Source organism: Shewanella pealeana ATCC 700345, assembly GCF_000018285.1.
Classification (GTDB): domain Bacteria; phylum Pseudomonadota; class Gammaproteobacteria; order Enterobacterales; family Shewanellaceae; genus Shewanella; species Shewanella pealeana.
This window is the reverse complement of record NC_009901.1, coordinates 1,531,334-1,555,217: the sequence shown is the minus strand read 5'-3', so window position 1 is coordinate 1,555,217 and position 23,884 is coordinate 1,531,334. Positions and strand designations below refer to the sequence as shown.

At 42.4% G+C, this 23,884-nt stretch carries 11 protein-coding genes; 1 reads left to right on the top strand and 10 read right to left on the bottom strand.

From position 1 onward, the window contains the following. Positions 1–44: 44 nt before the first annotated feature. From SPEA_RS06670 to SPEA_RS06625, 10 genes are all read right to left on the bottom strand, one after another. Positions 45–4,106, bottom strand: coding sequence for a DNA methyltransferase (locus tag SPEA_RS06670; protein ID WP_012154525.1), 4,062 nt, complete (start codon positions 4,104–4,106; stop codon positions 45–47). A gap of 10 nt (positions 4,107–4,116) precedes the next feature. Further along, complete coding sequence (drmD, locus tag SPEA_RS06665) at positions 4,117–7,650, bottom strand: DISARM system SNF2-like helicase DrmD (RefSeq protein WP_012154524.1); 3,534 nt, start codon at positions 7,648–7,650, stop codon at positions 4,117–4,119. Positions 7,651–7,688: 38 nt separating this feature from the next. Further along, positions 7,689–8,933 carry a DNA cytosine methyltransferase gene (locus SPEA_RS06660; protein WP_223296575.1) on the bottom strand — a complete coding sequence of 415 codons (1,245 nt, stop codon included), beginning with the start codon at positions 8,931–8,933 and terminating at the stop codon, positions 7,689–7,691. A gap of 639 nt (positions 8,934–9,572) precedes the next feature. Beyond that, complete coding sequence (locus SPEA_RS06655) at positions 9,573–12,818, bottom strand: DEAD/DEAH box helicase (RefSeq protein ID WP_012154522.1); 3,246 nt, start codon at positions 12,816–12,818, stop codon at positions 9,573–9,575. A gap of 41 nt (positions 12,819–12,859) precedes the next feature. After that, complete coding sequence (locus SPEA_RS06650; RefSeq protein WP_012154521.1) at positions 12,860–14,683, bottom strand: phospholipase D family protein; 1,824 nt, start codon at positions 14,681–14,683, stop codon at positions 12,860–12,862. Beyond that, complete coding sequence (locus SPEA_RS06645; RefSeq protein WP_223296604.1) at positions 14,670–15,902, bottom strand: DUF6361 family protein; 1,233 nt, start codon at positions 15,900–15,902, stop codon at positions 14,670–14,672. The genes SPEA_RS06650 and SPEA_RS06645 overlap by 14 nt, the downstream gene beginning before the upstream one ends. Positions 15,903–16,341: 439 nt before the next feature. After that, positions 16,342–17,220, bottom strand: a complete 879-nt coding sequence (locus SPEA_RS06640) for a DUF7281 domain-containing protein (protein ID WP_012154519.1) — start codon at positions 17,218–17,220, stop codon at positions 16,342–16,344. Next, a complete protein-coding gene (locus SPEA_RS06635) occupies positions 17,217–20,009 on the bottom strand; it encodes an Mks condensin complex protein MksF (protein WP_012154518.1) in 2,793 nt (930 codons plus the stop codon). Before SPEA_RS06635 ends, SPEA_RS06640 begins: the two co-directional genes overlap by 4 nt. Then, the gene (locus tag SPEA_RS06630; RefSeq protein ID WP_012154517.1) at positions 20,003–20,572 is read right to left on the bottom strand and encodes a condensin complex protein MksE; all 570 of its coding nucleotides are present in this window, start codon (positions 20,570–20,572) and stop codon (positions 20,003–20,005) included. The genes SPEA_RS06635 and SPEA_RS06630 overlap by 7 nt, the downstream gene beginning before the upstream one ends. Further along, positions 20,562–21,839, bottom strand: coding sequence for an MksB family condensin complex protein (locus SPEA_RS06625; RefSeq protein ID WP_012154516.1), 1,278 nt, complete (start codon positions 21,837–21,839; stop codon positions 20,562–20,564). The genes SPEA_RS06630 and SPEA_RS06625 overlap by 11 nt, the downstream gene beginning before the upstream one ends. A gap of 155 nt (positions 21,840–21,994) precedes the next feature. On the opposite strand from SPEA_RS06625, the gene SPEA_RS06620 reads away from it, so the two are divergent. Next, a complete protein-coding gene (locus tag SPEA_RS06620) occupies positions 21,995–22,858 on the top strand; it encodes a helix-turn-helix transcriptional regulator (RefSeq protein ID WP_012154515.1) in 864 nt (287 codons plus the stop codon). Positions 22,859–23,884: the final 1,026 nt, after the last annotated feature.

Below are 23,884 nucleotides of genomic sequence, written 5' to 3'. Positions count from 1 at the left end.
TTGTTACGTAAGTCTTTGAATTATTATTTATAACAACTTATACCCTATTCATTATTCTGATCAAATAGGTTCAGACTCGAATTAGGAAGTTTGTCCGCTTTTATTGATGCTGATTTATTAACTGCCTTCTTTTTCGGTGGCTTATCGATCAGTTCCTGACGCTCTTCTGCAGCCGCTCGCTCTGCATTAAGGACATAGAGCCGGTCGATGATTTCATCGTTAAACGCTTCCAACGCAGCCTCATCATCAGCGTTCATAGGGCAATAAGGCGGCACTTCAATATCAGACCAACCGTACGCGTCTACAACAGCTCGATCCATAGTCTCGTGCAGGCGACGAAGATTGAGAATACATTCGTTGTCGCATTCGGGATCTTTGAGTGCATTGTAAGTCTTGGTTAGGCCTTCGTCAGAGTCGACCATAAACTTGGCACGAGCAGAGTATAGTGCGCTCCCTCTTTGCTCTAATTCTTCAATACAACTACTTGGTTTTACTTGAGGGAATGGAAATGTGATAAAACACTCGCTGGCTGAATAATTTAGTCGCGTTTCGAGTGTCGATGACAAAAGCCAAGTCCAACATTCATGGATACGAGATTGCAAAACAGCAAAAGCAGTAAACGTATCCATTGGAAAAATATAAAGCTTTTCGTTGAAAACTCTATCGGTAGGCTGAAATGAGAAGCATAGGTGTTTAGTAACACGCGCTGTTACCAAGCATCGGTCAAGTGGATTTAGTGCTGCACGCATAGCTGGGCGATTCTCTGCAAACTGCCACCATCGTTCCCTCAGGTGTTTCCTTTTCTGTTTATCACGTTCAGGCTTTACCAAGAGTCGGACTCTCTCAAGTAACTCAGGTGTTTTTTCTGCAGATTCAAGGGGTATAGATTCGAAGTCAATTACATATCTGTCGAAATCTTGTGTCGGAGACGAATTAACTTCTGCCCCACCTAGAAAAGGTAAAATCCTAGTTGTACTCAAAGGAGATGAAATGCAAATATCATCACGCTCTTTTTGTGAAAGAGTGAAACCAGTACCTAAAAGAATATGTCCCTGAAAGCTCTGTCCGGAGTTCGCCTTTAAAGGGCGAGGATCATCCCTTTCAGGTTTAGGCCGTAATCTTGAGTTAATCGCCTGACAGTCCACGCCATCCAGTTGACATCCGCGATATTTTTTTAAAGAACCATGCACAGCATGCACAACACTCACTGTAACCGCGGCAGAACCGGGCCAAGCCATTGAGTTTATCGCATCGGTAATTACCCAATCATCTGCTAGCATAGCTGCCAAACCTGTAAGGCGTGTATCACCTTGACCAATAGTGTTAGTTGCAATCAAACCAACAACACCGTGCGTACCTGATAGTTGAGCCGAGCGACGGAAAAAATATGCTGATAAATCTGCGTTCATTGAACCTGAATGCTCACCGGATATCCAATTGGAATATTCAGTTCCATAATTTTCAGAAATTCGTCTCCCACCGAGAAAAGGTGGATTTCCAACAAAGCCATCCATATAGGCGACCAACTTGCCTTGGTCAGAAGCTAAAGGGTCAGATCTCTCCTCATAGAAAACTTCAGGAAACTCTACCCACCAATGGAAGGGAGCATGTAAATCACGAATATCTTTAGACCACTGATTAACACGAAGCTTCGATTCCTCATCCCCTTCCAGCCAAGCTCGAATAACACCCTCTCTTACCTGCCGTTCATTCAATCGAGCTTTGATTTTATCTTCAGCAAAAAAGGCTCCTACACAAACATCGGCAATTTTACGCACTTTTTCCGTTGCATCATTGGCATCAAAAAGTCGTTGTGCCTTGAGCCACTGTCCTTCTGGAGTTGAGTTTTTAGCGAGTTGATGAATTTCCTGGCGAATACTGACAACTTCATCAAGAGTTCTTGTTATTTCATCTTCAAGAAAACTGAGTTGCTGGGTTGGCTTCCAATGGAAAGCCTTGATCTGTTCAAAGTTGAGGCCTACCAGTGAATCACCATACCGTAAGTTATGGTCCAAGAAAGTAAACGGCAGCTCGCGAGCTAATGTGAACAACCAAAGCGAAAGTTTGGCCAACTGAACGGCCATAATATTTTTATCTACACCGTATAGGCAACACTGAGCAACCAATCGTCTTGCATGGGCAACAACATCACCTTCAGGGCAATTGACTGCAATATTTTCAATTTCCTGAGTGCGCCCCCATGCAGCTACTACTTCATCAGCTAATTGACGACAACACTCCACTAAAAATGCACCAGATCCCATAGCAGGATCGCAAATTTTTAGTTCTAAAATCTGCTCAGCCGAAGGGGTCTCTCCTAAGCAACGAAGTAATGGTTGTAATGTTTTACTGACAATAGGTGCTGTTAATGAACGCGGGGTATAATGTGAACCCGAACGTCGGCGTTCCGTTCCCGGCTGCAAGATATACTGGCCTGCTCGCGCTAACTGCTCATATCTGTTTTCTTTTTTCCCAGCGGCTAAAGCTAGTAAGGATTCAATGACTGCATTCGGATTTTCGGCTATTGTTTTCTCAGCGTCACCCAGCACTTTCTTAATTTGGGTGGCAACAGGCTTATCGAAACCACATTCGCTTTGTAGCCATTTAATACGTTGGCCCGCTGGCCGAGCTAATACAGCCGAAGCTTCCAACCAGTACTTTGCTGCCCCTTTCTTGCTATTCAGTTTGATTGCTACCGCAGGAGATTCACTTTGGTAAACGTGATAGCCCATTAATGCTTCATATACACTACCAATCTGTTCCACATCTAAGGTTCGGTAGCTCAATCGCTGACCTTGGAAGATTAATAGACTTTGAAGTAAGGCAAAAACAGTCCCATCATCAACAGTTGGGACCTGAACTTCTGAGCGAGCGGTATGCGTTATTACTGGTGAGCTGTCGCCGGTCCATCCCTCTAAAAAAGCATAACGATGTGGGTCAAAGAGATCGCCTTGACGAGCAGGAATATGAAAATCACCATGGTCAACACCTAAGTAAATCGTACGAGACAATGAGATGATATGTCCCCAGGCGCCGAAACGGTTGCTCATTGAATCTGGAAAGTTACCATGATCACGCTGTAACCTTTCAAATAGGCCGAGTAAACTCATACGCTTGGCGTAAAGCGGATGCTCAACAGGAAGCAGGCTTCTATCCTCGGCAAAAAGGATAAACACCATCCGCAACATAACGGTAAGTAACCCTCTATAGAGATGGTCCTCATCCCGTTCAAGAGCCTCTAGCAGTAGTCCACTTTTATCTCGTTCCGCCGCTGTTTGAAAACCGTTCAGCAGCTGTTCTAAACCGCTAAAAACTTGCTCAGCTAAATCCTCAGTCACTGTGCCCTGATACTCACGGCTGCGTCTCAAAAGCGATGGCAAGGAGTTCTCATCGCTTACACCAAACCATTGATTAGCGCAAAGTAACATGATCATTGCATCGAGGATTGGACGACCACCAACTGTGGCCATATCATCGATTCTAAAAGTAATGTATCCGGAAGATTCGCCATGTGGTGCATAGACAAGCCGGATAACTTCACGGTTAGTCAATATTCCCACTGGTACTTGGCAGTGACGGAGTAAACGATCAAACTTAGCTGCTGCGGAATAAGGCCACTCTCCAGTTATAATTTCTGGTTTGTCGAGTGTTAAACCAACTGCCTCCTCATTCGTTTCGCCATCAATGTCTGTGATATCCCAAATTAACGCCACATATTTTTCTGCAGCATTTGAAGCTGGGCTTCCAGCGCCGTCCCGTTGTCTAAGCTCATCTTGCCTTAATAAACCTAAAGTTGGACGTACGGTCTGTGGTCCTTCAGGTGCATAGAGAGAAACTTCGTCTTGGATTTCAACTGCAGTGTCAAAAAGATCTGCATCAAAATCTAGTAATTGATAAAAAAATTGTAGTAAATCAGAAATACGACGCGGTTGTTCTTCCGGTCCATGCGGACAAAGTTCACGAAGTTTGTCCTGAGTATTAGGACTCTGACGTTGGGCACAGTTCGCTGCAAGTAGCACAGGCTTTGCAACCACCAGTCCATCTGATTCTGTTTGTACATGACCGAGCCATTTATCATGAAAGAACTCTTCACTTTTAGTCGCCATTGTTACTATCTCAACCTCTCGTCTTCGGCCAAAGAACTACAAGACCCACAGGCTGTAATCGGTTTAGGCTCACGTTATAAAGCGACTTAAGATCTGCCGGATCCTCTCGTATCTCACGGTCAATCATCAGTAAACGGTGCTCCATATGCCTTTTTTCAGCTTCGACTTGTTTTTGCTCACCCCGAGTAAGGGGTTCAAAATTAAACTCAAACTGCGGAGTCTTTAACTGTAACTGACTTTCAATCGCATCCCGCTGTCGTTCGAGTATCTCTTTTAATTGGTCAGCTTCTTCGTGACCTCTTCGTTCAAGCTCTAGTAAAGCTTCTTTAGCACGTGCATCAGCTTCTGTCTCAACATGCTTCCACAGTTGACTAAAGAGTGTTGGTGCAGCTTCTATTACTTTTTTCTTGACGCTATCTGAAATCCCTTCAAGTGTTGGTGACTCCACCAATATTTGCTCTAATGACTCAAGTGCTTTTCTATCGGCGGCTTCAGTAAAAGGTTTTAAAGGCTCACTGCTAGTCTCCACCCAACGAGCGGCAACACTCACTAGTTGGTCATGTAAACGAGCAGCTCCTTTACCAAAAAGTGATAAGCGACCAAATGCTATCACTCGAATAAAACTATCGTTACTTCGAACAATTGTGACCCTATTAAGATCATGTGCAGAGTAACCTTGGGAAAGGAATCGACTAAATATCCGCTTTACAAAGGGATGCGAAAGATGGAGCTGTGCAGCAGCACTGTTCATCTTTGGTGGGGGCTCAAACAATACTGGCAGTGGTGGCTTTGCTCGCCAATCACTGAAATATTCATCACGTCCACGAGGAAGGCGTAGACTATCGATGGTTCCGGCCCAAGACTCTGGTAGTTCAGGAAGCGTAAAGGCTTCAGCGCCAGGAACTGCGCCGGGTGCTAACTGAAGAGGTGCAGCTCCACTAAGTTCAAGCCCTGCATTAATCGCGTCGCGCAACAGCTTTGGTTCGAATGAGGTTACTTTCTCGGAGCGAGCTAAAATTTCGTCTAACTTTTCCAATTCATGAGCCAACTCCTTCTGAGTTACACGTGTTTGCTCTAGCTCTTTCTTGGCCACAGCCACCTGCCGTTTTTCTCGCTCATTTTCATTAAGCAGAGAAGCTGTAGTCGCACTAATCCCCTCTTTCTGAAGCTGAGACTCAATCCGCCCCATAATCACCGCACTTAGAGAGCCGAGTTCGCGCTGAATGGTATTAACCTTTTGTACGAGCTTATCGAGAACTATATCTTCATCTCTATCTGCGTAAACGAAGTAATGACAACGTACTTCAGTCTCACTCTGCAGTGTTCGATCTATTCGGCCATTACGCTGTTCCATTCGAGCAGGGTTCCAAGGGATATCATAATGGAATAGATCTGCACAATGTCCTTGTAAGTTCACACCTTCTCGAGCGGCATCAGTTGCGATTAAAATACGCACAGGATGCTCGTTAGGAGGACTATTGAAGGCTTGTTGAATTTCCGCACGCTTGTCATCACCGAGGCCACCATGGAATGTCATAACTCGCCGATGACCATCTTCGGTATGCGCTAATGAGCGCTGAAGTTGACGCTCAATATAAGTTTTAGTATCCATCGACTCTGTGAAGATGATAACTCGCCTATCACTCCAGGCTTTACTTATTGAGCTATCTATTTCAAATCCCGCTGTTGGACACTGATTTTGTCGCACCCAAGAAAGAAAGCCGAGAATTTTAGCATCTGGATCATCCTGATGTCGTTGGGCTAATTTGCTCATTTCCTTGAGAAGCTTAAGCGCTTGCTCATTTGGAGGCGACAGGTTAGCAGTCGCTGCGACTATAGCTTCAAGCTCTTTAGTCTCATCTTCGATTTCATCCCCATAGAGATCATCCCGTTCGATTTCAACTTTGTTCAATGATTCACTATCATTTAAAACATTGACACCACTCTTGCCCTCAGCGTGCTTTTTTAATGTCTTACTAAACGCTGCTACACTGCTTAACAGCCGTTTTTGAAGATTTATTAATGCGAGCCTACCACCTTTACCTATTTCTGTTCGTAGAGCAGAGTATTGGTTTAGCATCGTCACGAGCTGTAGTTCGAAGGGAAATGAGGCTCCTATGCATTGTGCAGAGTATAAGGAATCACAATCAGCGGCCTCTACCATCCACCTTTCACCGTCATGCTTGAGGCTGTGTCGCACTAATTTACGCAATGGATATGAGCCTCGGTTTAGAACTCTAAGGTCTTCCTTAAGTCTTCTTACCATGACTGCATCGCGCTGTTTAGAATCTGTGACCGGAACACCACGAGTAAAACGCTGAGGATCTAGCAACTCTAGTAAAGAGGCAAAACTATTAGAATGACCGTTGTGGGGAGTCGCACTAAGAAACAGCCTGTTCTCGAAACGAGGTGCTACATCACGAATAACCTTGGTAATATTTGAATCCGTTGCGTAGTTACTTGCTGAGGATGGTGCAGCAACATGAGCCTCATCCAAGACGAGTAGACTTCGCTTTGCTTTATCACCTAAAGTGTTTAAAAGAGGTTCACGATATTCAGGTCGTCGCAACAAATCGTGTGAGATGATAAACCGATTGTGTGTACTCCAAGGATTTACACCGAAGCCACGTTCACGTCGGCGACGCTCCACTAATGCGCGATTCATCACCTCAAACTGCAAACCAAAGCGCTTAAACATCTCATCGCGCCATTGGAGACAGACTGATGCGGGGCAAGAAATTAGAATGAACTCCACTCGCTGACGAAGTAATAGCTCTTGCAGTACCAATCCCGCTTCAATAGTCTTACCAAGACCTACATCATCAGCAATAAACAGATTTGCACGCGGCAAGGAAAGTGCTCGGCGAAGAGGCTCAAGTTGATGCGCCTGTAACATGATCCCCGCTCGAAAAGGAGCTTGGAATAAATTACGATCTGTTGCAGTTACCGAGTTCCATTTAAGAGCGTGAAGGTACGCAGCGAAATGACGAGGCTCGTCTATATTTGCGCCAAGCCCTCCCATTTTTTGTTGAACAACGTTCGCACCGAGCTCCATCTCCCAGAGAACGTCGATGGTTTCGCCCTGATTATCGTCATCTAAACAAACAGCCTTTATCAAGGTTAGTTGATTCTGCTCCGGTGGTGGGATTACATCTTCAACCAGCCACTGACGATGCCGTAGTCGAATAACGTCACCAGAAATAGGAGCCTCTCTATCAATCCGGCTAGACGCAAAAAGGCCTGACACGTCGTATGCTTTACTATCACCGTCAAAAACTGCGAGTAATGTCTCAGCTAGTTTCGCTCGGGAACGACCAGTATCATCTAAACTATGAGTTCGACATGCTCGCCTGAGTTCTTCACGCGTCAAATGTCCAAGTAGATCACTGAAGTTAATTTCAATAGTTGCAAGTAAATGCTCGACTTGTTCCTCACGAGCCTTATCAGGCAGAGCGATACCGTACATACGCGCTATCTCTGCTAGTCGGAAGCGAGAGAGTTCACGAAGTAATGTTCCTGTTGTAATAATTATGTGCGATGTCACTCACAGTTCCTTAATTAGAAAGGTTTCGGACTATAAATCTAGACTACGTTATTTGTATTTCTTAAAACCGCTCCAGGTCCCTTTCCTGTTCCGGGATGGGCCTTATGACTACCTACCATTTCTAAGAACTTTTCAGGCACCTGTTTGGGAACTTCAGGGACAGGACAATCTTCTCTTCCCTCAGGAATTAATCTGAGTTTTCTACGTACTTGTTCACCAAAAAACTGGCGCCTGATTTCTAAGCCAAATAACTCACCCATTGCTGGTGGGACAGCATTTCCAATCTGTTTCTGAGCAGAGCGTCGATCACCTACAAACTGGTACGAATCGGGAAATGTCTGTAAACGGGCTAATTCCCTAATAGACAATAAACGACCTTTCCAGTGAAATGGTCCCGTAGCAGGACCTGGCTGTGCCTGAATGGTCCAACTTGGTTGATTTTTTGCTAGCTTTAGTAAAAATGACCAGAACCGAGTTCGCCAACCAAACAACGGACTGCCCCCAAATCGATCCGTATGCCAAAGATAATTTTGCCCTTCAGGAATGGTAGGTAATAGATCGGCCCATTTTCCTTTAGGTTTGATATCTTCAGGCCACGGTTCAACATCCAAGTCACCAATAGAATCCCAAGCAGTTGTACACCGCAAAGTATTTTTCAAGGTTGGATCTTTACTGTCACTATGAGTAGGCGAAGGCATCTTGAAAGTACCTCCATCCCTATTAGCAACAATGAATACTCGTTCTCTATGTTGTGGAACACCATAACTTGAAGCATTGACAGTGATGACTTCAGGCATATAGCTAGTATTCATTTCACTATTTATGTTGTTTAGCTCTGTAATGAGTAGCTGTAAACCTTCATCTTTATCTGAATAAGCAATGCCTTTTACATTTTCTAACAGAAGCACTTGAGGCAATGCCACCTTCACGATATCAAGGTATGCAGTTAGTGTTTCAGCCCTAGGGTCTGTTAATCGGTCAGTATCCCCTTTAGCCCAGTAACCAGACTTAGAAAATGGTTGGCATGGAGGTCCACCAGCTAATAAAGTAAGCTCTTTAGGCTGTAATCCTGACTGTCTCAGTAACTCACTAGGAGTTAATTTATGAATATCTCCTGGTGTTGCCAACTTCAACGATGGTTGGTTCAATTTAAGTGTTTTTTGTGCATCTTCATCAATTTCTACACTGAGCCTATTAGTAAACCCGGCCTCACATAAACCAATATCTAGTCCACCAGCGCCACTAAAAAGCGAGATCATTGTTTTCTTTCTATTATTAAGCACTTACGGCACCACTCAAACTATCACCTCAAAGACTCTGACTAAATTACTATCGGGGGTTATTTTAGTGCTTCACAACTAGATTTGTAACTAAAAACTTAGCCAAAACGCTAAACTGACGGATAAGCTTTTATAGTAACCAAGTCAATATCGAGCCTTGCAACACCGACTTAGAGTTTTTAATAACGAATAAATCACTACACTCAGTTTTTATCTTATACATCATTTTCACACTGCACCTCATATACGGCACAGCTAGCACCAGATAGCCTTTTGACTATCTGGTGCTTTTAAATAAGGAGGCTTTATGCCTATAGGCTTTGCGGTTGGAGTTGGCAATCTATTAAGCGTTAAAGAAAACTAACTATGCTTAGCTTTATCGTGTAAAAACATCGTTAAGGTCATCAACAGGGCTATGTTGCAACCTTCTCAATCGACTTTTATAGGTAAGAGAAAAATTGAGCTTTTAAAACCTAGGGGGACTTTAAAAAGTCCCCCTAAAAATCCTTGATTGGACTTATCCTGTTACCTGTTTACAGTGTCGATTCCCAACTCTAAAACTTCTATTATTTTAGAATGAGTTAGTCCTTCAGTCTTTACTATTCCGGCCTACCAAACTTTTTGCTTGGATGTTGTATTTTACTAGGTCAGAGAGTTCAAAGGAGCAAGGTCGATAATCAAGGAGTCCTTCACTCGATTAAATTCTTCATTTTCTATATCACAATCTGTGAAACTTTCTAAAAGCTCTTGCTGCCTTGGTTGCCCAAATGCCAAGCGATAAAGCACAAGTATCCTTTTGACTTCTGCGTATTTCGCAACCTCTTTACTCATTGGGTATGTCGGCACAATTCTTTCAATTTTGGCAGTACCGTTAGGTATGAACCAGTACGGTTCTAAATCACTAGTTTTGTTCGTATCACCATTGGCTGCTTTTTCAAATAGCTGCTCCCAAACATCCGTTTTGCTTCCTAAGTCTGGGGTGTAGTTTTCCGCAATACGTTGGCGAACCACAAGCGACTTATACCTATTCACCCGACCTTCTCGTTGTTCAATATCGATGGGGTTGTTGGGTAAATTCCAGTGAACAACTCGACGGCAATACCAATGAAAATCGAGCCCTTCTTGACCTATTGATGTAGAACTCAAAACAAATGGTCGAAATGGGGAGTTGAATGCGTCACGCACACTCACCACTCGTTTCAAACCGCTATCGTCATTGAGCTTTTGATTACCGAGCGGAACAGCAAAATGACAACGCATTGACGATGAACATTTATCTTTAGCTTTTGTCCTATCTTCCCAAAAATGAACCTGCTCGGATGAACTTCGTATTCCCATAGCATGTTCAAGTTTGCTCGTTGCTATATGCACATCACTACCTGATGTAGCAAGCAAGTGGCAGTATTCATCAAGCATTGATTGATAATTACCATGTGCACAATAAACCAAGACCTTATACCAAGCAGGTGAAGCCGTCTGTCCAGATATTAGCGTGTGTTTAATGTTGCGTTTCACAATTGGGATTGCGTATTCATGATTAAACAGTCTAGTTGTAAGCTCTGCGAACTGAACAGAGTAACTAACCAAGTCATGGTCAGAGATACCTTCTGACCACAGAGTTTGAATAGTCCTCATTGCACAGGTAGCAGGATTAGCCAAGCTTGAATATGCTAGCACTTTAGCTAAATCATCTGGCATTTTACCTAAAGATAACGAATCACAACCCTCAAAATACTGTTTAATTTTAGCAAAATGCTTAATACGGCCTTCTTTGCTCAAACGAGACTCAATCACCTGTATCCATTGCTCGAAATGCTCAATCTCACCGGCTTGCCTATCCAGCAACATTGGAGCGAGTAAGTACCAATCACTATTAGTCCTTTCTTCACTTTCATATTGTTTTAAACAGGCCAATTTACTCTGAATTAACATGGTTTGTTGAGCCAAAACCTCATCAAGGCTCTCGTCTAAATACGACACTTCAACTAGAGACTTACAAGGATAAAGTAAATGCCATACGTTTAGAGTAGATTGGCCTTCAAATCGAAGTAAAGGTGAAGTATTTTTACCGCTATAATACTGCGGCCTTTTACCCTTCCCCTTTAATACTCGACGCTCCGCCTCATAAGACCAAAGGCAACTTAATGCCTTAGGCACAAGAGCCCAGGATGAAAACAGTAACGTCTTGGTAAAATTCTCATTTCCTTTAAAGACACCGTCGAATTGATAATAAGGTTTACATGGCGGGGACCAAAGCAAGTTCTCCGGCGATCGTTCGAAAATAACTTTACTTAATGCTTTGATTTTCGCGTTCGGGGCACTTTCTTCAACGTTCAATTTATAGTTTTGAACATTACTTTGAGATAACCAAGCCTGATTTTGCTCACTGCTTTGGGACTTTCTAAGCAGCTTTCTTACGTCAGGGTTATTAATATTTCGGTGATATAGTTCTTTAAATGCATAACCATTGAGGAAAGAGATTGCCCAAGGAGCTGACTTAGCAAACTCTATCAGTGACACACCTCCGCGCCCTTTCGGAAATACTGTGTTTAACGCTTCGACTGCTCGATAACCTTGGACCTCTTCAACTCCAAAATCAGCACCACAACAGAGTTCATTGGAATGAATAAGCTGTTCAAAACCTTTGCTAATTTGGCTCCGTTCAGTTCTGGCAATATACTCTCGCAGTAACTTTTCGACTGAACGTGCATTGGTATCGCTGATAGACTCAAAATCTGCAGTGCCGGACGACAGAGTTAACATATCAGAATGAAGCAGATTACGATTCATTTCATATTGGGAAACAAAATCCACGTCGTTGTGCGATAAAAAATCTAGTAACTTGTGTAACTGTTCATGATGACTGCTTTCATCATCCTCATCACAGAGTGTTGTCATTGCTTTAAAAGGCGTTGCAGATAACAAAAGTACTTTAGATTTGGTATTTTGATATTTACCTTCATCACTAAACACCTGCCTAGCAATTAATGACTCTTCGGAGTCTGAGCTTTGATCTGTTAACGATTGAAAACGTTGGAACTCGTCTAGGATGAACAAGTCCGCTTGCAAACTTCCTGCACAACAGCGCGCCACCAGTCGACGCACCTCCACTCTAAAGTGATAAAACAGATGGCTAGTATTGTCGGTTTCGCCTGAATCTTTAGTCCAACAATTGACTAGGTAGAGTGCAGCCTCCTGAAGCGATGAAAAGTGTTCTCTTAACACTTTAGATTCACAAGGCTTAGTCAAGCTGCTTTCAAGTTGTGATACTACTAACGGATCTGTATCAAAATGCTGTTCCAAATACTCCAACTCATTTTCCCATCGGCTCTCTTTGGTAATTTGGTTGGTTTTGAATAGCTCGCGAATTGGTTTGACAAAGTCATGTAACTTAATCGTTTGGGACAATAGAACAGCTAAGATCGCTCTTTCCCAATAGTTACCGGCACCTGCTGTAAGCGTAAAAGAAGTTGAAGGTGTCAATGTACACACTTCAATTACATGCTCATCGTTTATTTCAGATTGCTTAGGCTTGAGAGCCAATTCAACTAAACGTCCAAACGTCGACGGCTTCACCCATCGCTTGGCATCTTTGCCACAAAACAGCGCCAGTTTTTGACGGTTCTCATCTGCCAATGCAAGATTGGAGCAAATATAGATGACACGCATCGGTTTAGTAATATTGGATTCAACATACCTTTTCAGCAATTGAGCGATGACACCTTTAGCGACGATAGTTTTTCCTAGCCCCACCTCATCCGCAACAAGTATTCTGTGGCTATGTTCTGCTACTTGATACTTATTTAAAGTTTGGTCTACGGTTGCCTTTTGAAAATCTTTAAGACCAGCTAATACACCGTTCAGTTGTTCTACGATCGCTTGTGTCATCACTTAATTATCTTCTTATTCTTGCGACTATTTATGAAGTACTACTTAGATGGCACAAATGATGAGAACACATCCCATAACAACTTGAACTCATCTGGAATGATCTTTTCATCGACTTGCGCTTGTAAGCGATCAATTCTTTCTAGCAGCTCCGGACTTAATGCAGCCGCTCGCATCAGTTTTTCGTAGATCACGCTGTCTTTACTAAAGAACATACTACCAGCCCCCTCACCTAACTCCTTTCTCGCACTGTTCATCAAATCTTGCTTACTCGGGTCGATATGTAACAGCATCGCTATATAGCTCATGAACTGTGAGCCATTCTCGAGTAATTCATTGGTAATTGCCTTTCCACGGTCCAATTTACAATTAAGCGTAATTTCAGCTTGTACTACTAAGTTCTTAACTACAGTATCGTTTTCCGATATCTCAAAATGAATTAGCGCACTAATTTGGGAGGGTTTAAGACTATCCCAGATAATCTCACGAGCTAATGTACGAGGCTGAGACGCACTCAATATAGAAACCTTAACCTCAAAGCTCGGGGGGATATCAACCTGAGTACCGTTTAAGGTCAACTGATATTCGTCATCATCACTCGTATCAACTTCAAGTTTCCAATCTGCTTTAATTAGGCTGAACTCTAATAGACGGAGTGTTCGGTCAGAGCTCTCGTCTTCAGTTTGTTCTAGTTCACTGAACTCATGCTTTGTGAATAAGCCTGTACCGTGCTCATTAACCCATTGTTCGATAAGTGAATGAACACCAATTTTCTCTTTAGAACCCGTTAAACGAAGCATGAATTCACTATTTCTCGGGGAATGAAAGGCGTCTCCCATAGCCGCTTGAGTTGTGTTTGCCGAACCAAGGTGCCAGCTGGATGTTGAATCAGTTTCGTCGACAACTAATAGCTTAGCATGTAAGTTGAGATCGTTTTCTACAAATGGAGACTGGTCCATTTCCTCATTTTCTTCTGCATCGACGAGGTGCTCATTAAGCGCATAACAGTGCCAACCATCCAGCGCTTTCTCACCAGCCATGTCGAGTTCTTCTTTACGACTAAATAAGTAACGCTGCAGATCAGGGGCAAAGGCACTGAGCCAATCTAAAGCTCCCACTTTGCCACCCCCCCGGATAAAAGGAGAAACAGCAAGCATAGTTTGATTACTATGTTCTAAACGGATGGGGTGCTGTCGTTTATTGCTATCATCAAAAATGGTAGAGAGAAAGCCGAGTTCGTTGATGTTATCAGGCCGCTGCCAAAGCACTCTAACCAACTCTTCTCGGTCAATCACATCATCAAATGATTGCGTTGATGAACTACTATAAATCTCATCAAAAAAGTCAATCAACGGTCTATTGGCTGGCTTTCGCTTCCCTCTTGATTCTCCGTTAATTACAGCGCTTAGATCCCAACTTCGATCAAAAGTTAAATTGCGAGACAAAACTATTAAACGGTATTTCACATTTTGATTTTCATCTGGGCTTTTGAATCGAAGCAACCACAATTTTGGGTGAAATGACGAAAACGCTGAGTCCGATTCGCCAGCATTTGGGACTACAGGTACTAGGCTGTCTTCCAACAGTCCAAATAAGCTGTTGTACTTGTCTGGTAACTTAATATTGCCTTGTTGGTAGAAAACCGTGAGTTTGTCGCCTAACACTCCTAAAGCTTCTAATAACGCAATTCTCATGTGCTCAACAGAACCTTCTAAGGTATGGCCAAAACACATGGCAATTGGCACAGTCAACAAGGTATTTAAATCCAAGCTATAAGTCGTCGCGATAGCATGAGTAAGCTCATAACCTTCTGGTGCGATAAGCTGTTCACCATAGTCCAGGCGATTTTTATCAGGCGCTAACATCTAGTCCCTCCTGGATATCTTGTAAAATAACCTTGGCAGAAGGCCAACGAAATTCTAGTTTGCGCATTCCGACCCACTTTTGGTTTTCATTAAGCGCTTTTCTCAACAAACACCGAGCCCCTTTATTTGCTATGGCTTGCTGCTTCACACATGCACTCAATTTATCTACTGAAGCATTCTCACGTATCAAGCTACACCAGCTTTCGATAAACTGACGTGTTCGATTGTTTGCATTTTTATATGGACCGAAAGCAAAATCATACCAACTATCAATGCTTTGCTGCTCAAAACTAGTCAACTGTTTACTAGCATGATTCAACCAAACATCAAACTCTTCACTCAACAGTTCAATCTGTTCGGTATTTTTGGCGCGATGAGCTATGAGAATGTTGTAACGAATATGCGCCCCTTCAAGAACAAAACTAAATTGCAGCGCTTTTTCAAAACATGTTTTCGTTTGGGAGGAAATTGGTGAGTCTTTTAACTTTTCATAAAGGGCTTCGGCCTGCCATGCATCATTGGTCAACATATCAGCCATTTGTAACGCATCACCAACTAGGTTGTGCTTAAATAGTTGAGCAGGAACACTATGTTCAATTTTACTCGATAGCTGTAATTTGTTTTTTAGGAATTCAGCTTCTTTACGGGTGAGATCTATTGATACTTGGTTTAACCAAGATTCATTATAACCATCAGGTTTTGTCATTTGATGTGCTATATCAGAGTGCAGCTCATCGTCATCTACATGAGTTTCACTCTTTTTGTTCGCTAACGCTTGATACTGGTTAGTAAACTCTCGTAAAGAAAGCTCCGTATTAGCAATAGACAACTGGCGTACCCCATTCCAATAGACCGAAGATGGCTTTCGAGCAACTCCCTTTTCTAAGCTGTCTTTTCCAATGATCCCTTTGGGCATGTCATGCCTATGGTTTTCAACTAAACATATAGCAAGCTTATCTTCCTGCTGGTTAATATATTCATCCAGAGGAGGTCTCTCATGCAGCTCTAACTTACGGTAGTCATAAAAGATATACGGGATAGTGACAAAGTATTTGGCACGGGTTTGGATAGTTGAAAAGCCCGGAAAAAGCTGGTCGGCAAAGGCATCTCGTATTTGCCCTATGCCTAACTCATCCAATGTACCTTTCTCTTGTAACATTGATAGCACTTGCGATACACGGTCCCGTTCTATAGATGAGAAATCTATCCAACCAATCATACTGGATTGTCGACTCACTGTTACTCCACATTTTACGATTTAAATTAACCCAAAAAACTGTTTTAAGCTGAAGTCTTCTTCGCAACCTTATTCTTACTACTTCCGCTTTTAGTCAGCTTTAACTAGGATTGCTGGCTCTGCCGATAGCAGTGCGTTGAAAACACTTGCTCCAGTAGTCCGAAGAAACTCAAGCCCGACTTTGTCGTCGGTAATGACAAATAAATTACGACTATGACATAAACAAACTATTGACTGATAATACAATTTTTCCAGTATAAGGTAATGCTGTAACGCAGATAGTGTGCTTCCACTATGGAATTAAACTAATAATCAACCGATTGAATAGTTTAGCGTTTTAAAGTTGCGGTTTATCATTACACAGATAGGTGGAGGGTGCCCCTTTATTTAAGGTCTTCTAGAATTGCCCCCAGCTATGACATTAATCATTCAACCAGACAACCTCTTGTTCTAACGCTAAGCCTTGCTTCTTCATCGATTGTACCAGCTCATTTAACTCAGTTAAGCTCTCTAACCAACCTTCACTGTTACGCTCAAATGACTCAAAATCTCGCGCAGTATCCCCCCAAAGCTGGTTCTGTCCATAGCGGGTCAACAGCTCTCTCCAGTTCGGCATAAACCAAAACTCTGCTCTACCTTCAAGCTTCTCTTTTAAACGCCTGAAGTTATTCAGGCCCACACCATCATAGTCAGCAAAAAAATAAACTATTGGCGCCCGTTCAGGCATCGATAGCCAATCAATCAACTTGTTGTGTAACTGCCCTCTGTACCAAATTATCGTAGTTGGTTCGTTTGAAGGTAACCAATCGAGTAAGTCAAACAGCGCTTGGTTCTCTACCAACCAGATAGGGTGAATACTGTGCAGATTTCCATTTATTGCCCCCCCGACCTCTAGCGCAAACACACCAAATAGCTCTGTTGCTGCTTGTAAGTGTTTGGTTGGTAGCTCACCTACTTTCCATTGTGGGTCTGCGACTGTTTTGGCCAACACATACGTAACATTGTGAACAGTCAGCCCTTTTTTGCTGCTACGACTACTTGCGATGTTCGCCGCTCTTTGAGGGACTGGAAACGACAAGTTACGATCTGGCACTAACTGATTAAGAGTTACTTGAACTACTTCTACCTCTTGAATGCTGTAGGTCACTCCTCGTCCTTTAGGGGTAACTCGTATACTTTGAGTCTTACGACCAAACTCTTCCAATTGCTTTCTTTGAGGTTGCGTCATCGTACTTGCCGCTACTGATTCAGGGTGTGCGTCCCGCAATCGCATTAGTGCTTTAGCTAATGCCTGGCTCATAATATTGACTCCGCTAGCAACTGCTCAATTTTCGAGTTCTCTATAGCCTCGAAAATCTGCCAGCTATTACGGCTGATGTGATTCTTACCGTTCGCTTGATGGATCGGCACACAATACCTCGCAGTTGTTAACGGGGCCGGCGAGGCAAAAATCAAAGCAAAACCAAACTGGTCAGCAATTTCTATCAAGTTAGCTTGGTTTCTGGTGTCTAGTGCCAGCGCCTCATCTAGATAGCATACTGCTTTCATCTGATGACGTTTATCTTGCATTAAGTGCAACATAGCAAGGCCAGTTACAAGCTTAGCCATCAAGACTGTACCGTTAGAAGCGGCGCTATCAATATCCTCAAACGACTCTTGTTGTTGGCCCTGCTTAGCCACAACAAACTCAAGTCTAAACAGGTCTGCAACCCTTAACCCTTGGCGAGCATTGCCTTCTTCTATAAGCAGACTCTTTGCTCTGTCTAAATCAGCATCATCCAAAATACTGGCTTGATCAAATAACTCGAAGCTCTGTCCACTTTCAGTCTGTTCGGCTTGCTGTATCAACACGTTCATTGCATCAACAAGCTGACCTTCCTCGACAGGCTCAATTTTGAAAGTTTTTAAGTCTGACAACTGCCTGTGGCTTATTAATCGATTGAACTCTTTCATTTTGCTTTGCAGTGCCAAGAGACCACTACGGAGTTCTCTTAAACTCGCTGTCACGTTAACCACTGCAGATCGAGCGCGCCTTTCTAGAGCTTTCTTCTCATCTTCCAAACAATGACTAAACTGAATTATACCTTTTAGCTCTTCATCCTGAGTTTGAGCTATTTGAAACTTGGTTAGCCCTTTTTGTACTAACTCATTTTTCATCTGACGCAGATCTTTAGCTACCTTCTCTAATTCTCTACAATCAGCATTAAAATAATCAAGCTTGATTGGTAAGAGATCCAAGGACCATTCCTCAGTCATTAACCAAGGTGTGTGAGGTTGTTCTGATAGTGCAGAAAACATCGCCAGGTCATCAATTCTCTGTTTTTTCAGATTATCGACACTTTCATTAGCCGCTATTAACTTAGTGAGCTTACCTGCAATCTCATTGATTTGATCAGTTAATTCTTTGTGCTTTTGCTCCGCATTAGACAGTTCAGTATTGATGGCTTTTAAATCTTGCTCAAATACTTCTTTTTGTTCAGAGCGTTCTGCCTGTTTATCTCTCAGCTTCTGAAGCTGTTGGTAATCAGTAAGGTCCTGTTCACACTTCTTTACTGCCCTTTCTAATTGGTCCTTTTTCTTTTCGGCTAACTCTCCTTGTTTACTCGCTTCCACTAAACCTTTTAGGTCAGCTATTTGCTCAGTCAGGCTTTGCCTTTCCTCCAACAGCTCTTGTTCTGTTTTTTGAATGTGCTGAGGAATTAACTCATCAAGAGATACAGTTAAACCAAGTAGTGAGAATTGCTCAGTTTCCTCGCTCTTTAATAACTGACGAAGCGTGTTGATATCTAAAGAGTATTTACTAGCTGAAAGCTGCATTACTTGTGAATTTAGTACTTTATTAAGCTTATCAAGCTCTTGTGCATCTAGCTGATTAGAAAGGTGAAGATATAGGTTATCTCCCAGCGTTTTAATTTGAGACTCCACTCTCATAAGTTCCGTCTCGCGCTCTTGCCGCTGTTTACTAAGCACCTTTGAGGAAGAGCGCTGTGATCGTACACACAATGTAGCTTGAGCTTCGTATTCTCGTTTTGCGAACTTCAACTGCTCATCTAGGTATGACCTATCTAGAACCAAGGCGAAATGAGCATCTAACTCTTCATGCTGTTTATCAGCTTTAAGGATATCGCTAATTTTGCTGTTGAGGATACTTCGTTTTTCAACATTTTCCCTATCCTGCTTTTGCAGATTAACTTGCTGCTGAGCTACTTGTTCTTTTTGCTGATTATAGTTATCTGTTCTGGATTTAACGTGACCATGCCAGTCTTGCAGAAACTCATTAACTTTAGGCTGGTATGCAACAACCTTTCCTCTTAGCATAAGAGCACGCTCAAACTTCTGCTCTAACTCCTGAATAATAGGTAGATTATTCAGTGCAGCAAAATACTGTTCTCGTTCTAGATTTATGTCCTGAAATGCTTTTTCCCACTCTTGCTTAAAGTCGATGCTGGCGTTGGGTAGTTCTCGACGAAAAATTTTCAGTAAGTAGTCTTTAACGTCACTGGAGTTAAGCTTATCAAGCCTTAGTGTCTTAGTGAGCACTTGTTGAAATGAGCGCGCATCGCTGGCATGTTCGAGCTTAAATACTGTGAAGTCAGTATCGCTTGTTTTTTTACTTTTCACGCCACCGTATATCAAATGGCTAAAATCATTATCATTGTAACGATAGGCCATATACCCCTTACTAGCTAGGTGATTAACTAGCTTTGGTTGGGTAACAATGTTGCCATCAGCCAGACGGTAGTCATCCAGATTCAATTCACCTTTGTAGGCAAAGAATTCATAGTCATAACCAACACCTTTGCCGACACAACCGAAGACGACAGTACCGCTTTGTGGCAAAATGACTTCAAGCAGGATATAAGCGCTATTGTTTGGAAAATAGAAGCGGCGTGCTTTTTCAAGTGTATGAGACCCAAAATCCATCCTTCTTTTATCAATTATGAGCAAAAACTGGAGGGCATTGATCAAACTTGTTTTGCCGTGATTATTGGGCGCAATTAAGGAAACAGAGTCATCCAGAGGTAACTCAGCCCTTTGGTACCCTGCACTGCCAATTAATGCTAGGCGTTGAAAGCCATAATTTAACATGATTCATCTCCCTCATAAGTTGCTACACCACTGTTTGATGCTTGTTCAGTAATGGCTTCAAAATGATCTAGGTATCGATAAACAGAAGGTAATAAACGCCAGTGATCATTTTCTTGGATAGCGAAACCTTTCCGTACTGCATTTTCTAGTATCTTTATTAAGGCACCCTGGTCCAACTCTTCCGCATCCAGTAATCCTTGATGCCTTTCGTAGACTCCTTCTAGTAACGCGCTCCCAATGGTCCACTGATAGAACTGACCAAAAGAGCGACCACAATCAGCCTGATAGTCAAAAATAACCATGAGCAATAACGCTAACTGGCGCGATTGCTTATTGACGTTCTGACTGCCTTCTTCATCATGAAACCAAGCAAAACCTCGACCATCAATGCACAGTTCGAACCCCAAATTAGAAAATAAACACTGATATTGTGCTGAATTTTGCTCAAGCTCATGCCACAACGTCGCATCAGACGAGCGATTAAGATGACGCCCTGAATTAAACAGGTCAAAAAGCTCTGTGAGATAAGCCAGCTCACTTAAGTCGATTTTGCTATCTTGCATTTACATTCTCCTTTACAACTGTTGAGCTATCTAAAAGAGTTATTTCATGAGGGTAATAAGTTACATATACGGTGTTCAGCGCAGTGGTATCTACATTAGAACTAAGGATACTTTCCCATTGCTTATCTCGAACAAGCTCATGATAAAGACGTAATAGCTCTGCATCTGGCAAATATTGATAATTGTCTTTGAGCCAAACCATAAGATTGTATATCGGTAGTGCGTTGAGGAGTTGTTTCAGGAGATAATCTTCATCTACCCAGCTGATTAATGGACTACTTGGCGCAATTTCTTCATCGGGAAAAGGAATCGTGCTAGGTTCAAAGTTTATAAACTCAGCCATCAGTTCACGCACTTCATTTCCCAATTGAACCTTTGTCGAACGGCCACTTTTCCACATTGGTAAGCCATTACCTTCAAGACCACGAGCTAGACCTTTTTTTCGAACTGCGCTAATTTGCTTGCTGATGGCTGCAGAGAGTTGGTTGTGCTGCCGAGCCTCCTCTCTCAATGGAAGCAGATTGTCTGCACATTGCTGAGCGATGATACGTCCTTGATATCGAAGGTCTTTAACTTGGTAAGCAATCTGGCGTATTGCAAGTCGTTGTTGGTACAAAGAACCACGAATTGAAAGCATCTCTACAACTCTATCCAAAGTAAACTCAGCATTCTCTAATAAGGGATAAAAACTACCACCAAGCCCGCTATCCATCATTTCATTCATCGGCTCGACGTATTGGTCGTACACTTCCAATACTTCGCGATAACGCCGCTCTATAGGCACATTAGTATCTGCAGACTTCGCTAATTCAGCAATTTCAAAGATAGCCAGTTTGTCTTGACTCAGCTGCTGTGCGATCTTTCTGACTAGTTCTGAAAGTTGGTTAGCCCCTGAGCGAAGTAAGTCATTATCCGAATCCTCCAACCCCCTTAAAACTTGGCTTGTAGCATGCTTGATTGCATCAACACGAGCCTTGAGCACTGCCGATAAACCTAGTTCATGTTCCTGAGTCAGTCCTCTGACGAAGTCCACCACTAAGGTATTGAGCTGATAGTCATTGGTCCGATTGATCGATTGCAGTATCTCTGCATTAATCAAACTACCCAATACCGTATTAATATCAGTGTCCTTGCTTTTGTACTGAGTAATCACTTGCTCAAGTGTTCGGAGCCCAAAGGCTGGATGCTCTCTAGAGAGCCGAGTTAACTGTTCAACGACTCCCCAGTATTGGTGCAATTGAAAGATCAGACTCTTAGGTGCAACCATGCGTTAATACTCTTCTTTGTTAAATTAACTATATCTCCAGCCTTATCTTTTATCTATTGACTGCTAGATACCTGAAACAATACTATGACGCCAATAACGACAGGTAAATACTGACTGCATATACACGTAGCTTAACTAGACAGGAATACTTTAAAGTGAACAAATGGCCAATAAGGTGGGATCTACTCTTTCGATATCGAATGATTGAGATTATTGCATTGTGGGAAGGTAGATTAACAACTAACCATCTAATAAAAAACTTTGGTATTGGCCGTCAACAAGCTTCTAAGGATATCAATACTTACTTGGCTGATATAGCGCCTGGCAACCTCGTTTATGACAAGTATCTAAAAGGCTATAAACCAAGCAGTACCTTTACCCCTAGTCTTACAAGTGGTCATGCGGATGAATATCTGCATATTCTTTCGCGTAGTGAAGACATGAACGTCACGTTTGCTGATCTCAATATGGGATTTGATAACACATCAATGATTCGTCCGGTCACACGTAATATCTCTCCTCAAGTTCTCCATCCTTTGATTCAGGCTATTAGAGAAAAAAAACGTGTAGATATTAGCTACACGTCACTTAAAGATGGACAAGAGGTCGAGCGAATAATTTCTCCTCATTCACTAGTTTGCACCGCTCTACGCTGGCATGTCAGAGCCTATTGTGAATATGCGAACGATTACCGAGACTTTGTACTAAGCCGTATAAGAGGGATACCAGATATCAACGACAAATTAGTGATGAGTAAAGCACAGGACAAACTTTGGAGTACGCACATCACCGTAAAACTAGCGCCCGATTCAAGGCTGACAGTAAACCAGGCAGCTGTAATATCTAATGATTATGGGATGAAGGAGGACGAGCTTGAAATATCGACTAATGCTGCACTAATTAGATATGTATTAGATGCTTATAATATCGACATCCACACTTTGGATTCGAATCCTCTTGGCCAGCAAATTATCGTCAAAAACTTCAATGACATTAAGCGATACTTAAACTACCTCTAATTATAAATTGTTAGTCCCTTTATTTAGTAAATTGCTTATTGGGTTTCTATCGATTAATTATTGACAAGTTTCACATTTTTTTAGAGCAACTTTTGAGTTATAGATGTCATAATCATTAATCGAGTTGGTATGTACCCATAGTCCCGCGATTATCTGTGACGATTCACAAAGCTTGTGGCAAAGCGGCGGTGATTAAGCCGCGATTTAGCCTGTGTAATTGATCAATAAACTGATCAATATCATTTGCTGAAACCTGTTCCTTTAGCGCTTTAACTTGGCTATGAATATTTGCTGCAATGGCCAAACTAAGTATAGGAAATGGGATTGTAAGTGCACTTGAACCAAACGCTTTGCGCAGGCTAGCTTCTATTTTCTTTTCAATGAGCGGCGTAATTGACTATTGGTTCTCACCTGCTTGATAAATACCCTCAAGCTATCACCAGCCTGCTCAGCTAGCCAATCGGACTCGGGGCAGTCCAATGAAAACAGTTAAGCGTCTAAGAAGTTAGGGGCTTACCAAGTAAGCTTTCGTCAACGCAGGCTGAACTGTTCTAACAAAGAGCGAGGGCAAAACTAACACAAGCTAAAAACTACAACTTTGTCAGCTTCAACTGCGAACAAATTAGTTTCGGAGATCGTAAATGGTGTGGCTTCTAGTCCTCAAGTAAAAAGCGCGGTATTGGGAGGGATAGGCTGCACAATGCAGGCTAAAGCTGCTGATTCGAAGCATACACTCTGGCTTGCTCTTGTAGGAGTCATTGCAGGTTGTGTGATCGTTAACGCTCAACGAGATTATGACTTCGTTTTAACACCATGATGTTAAACTTGAAAGTAATACAGTGCACCCAACTCAATACCAAGTTAGAACGCACTGTATTCCACCTTGAGTTGTAGACATCCCACTCTTCAATACTTTCTCTTAGCTTTATTAGCCCTCCCTCATATTTAATTCAAAACACAAGCTGAGCTTTTGAAAGTCAACCGAAGTTCCAATAAATTTCAGATATATATCATCTTTATGCTGTA

Coding starts and splice junctions, on each gene's coding strand:
- SPEA_RS06670 (WP_012154525.1), bottom strand. CDS start 4,106: ATGGCGACTAAAAGTGAAGAGTTCTTTCATGATAAATGGCTCGGTCAT.
- SPEA_RS06655 (WP_012154522.1), bottom strand. CDS start 12,818: ATGACACAAGCGATCGTAGAACAACTGAACGGTGTATTAGCTGGTCTT.
- SPEA_RS06650 (WP_012154521.1), bottom strand. CDS start 14,683: ATGTTAGCGCCTGATAAAAATCGCCTGGACTATGGTGAACAGCTTATC.
- SPEA_RS06645 (WP_223296604.1), bottom strand. CDS start 15,902: ATGATTGGTTGGATAGATTTCTCATCTATAGAACGGGACCGTGTATCG.
- SPEA_RS06640 (WP_012154519.1), bottom strand. CDS start 17,220: ATGAGCCAGGCATTAGCTAAAGCACTAATGCGATTGCGGGACGCACAC.
- SPEA_RS06635 (WP_012154518.1), bottom strand. CDS start 20,009: ATGTTAAATTATGGCTTTCAACGCCTAGCATTAATTGGCAGTGCAGGG.
- SPEA_RS06630 (WP_012154517.1), bottom strand. CDS start 20,572: ATGCAAGATAGCAAAATCGACTTAAGTGAGCTGGCTTATCTCACAGAG.
- SPEA_RS06625 (WP_012154516.1), bottom strand. CDS start 21,839: ATGGTTGCACCTAAGAGTCTGATCTTTCAATTGCACCAATACTGGGGA.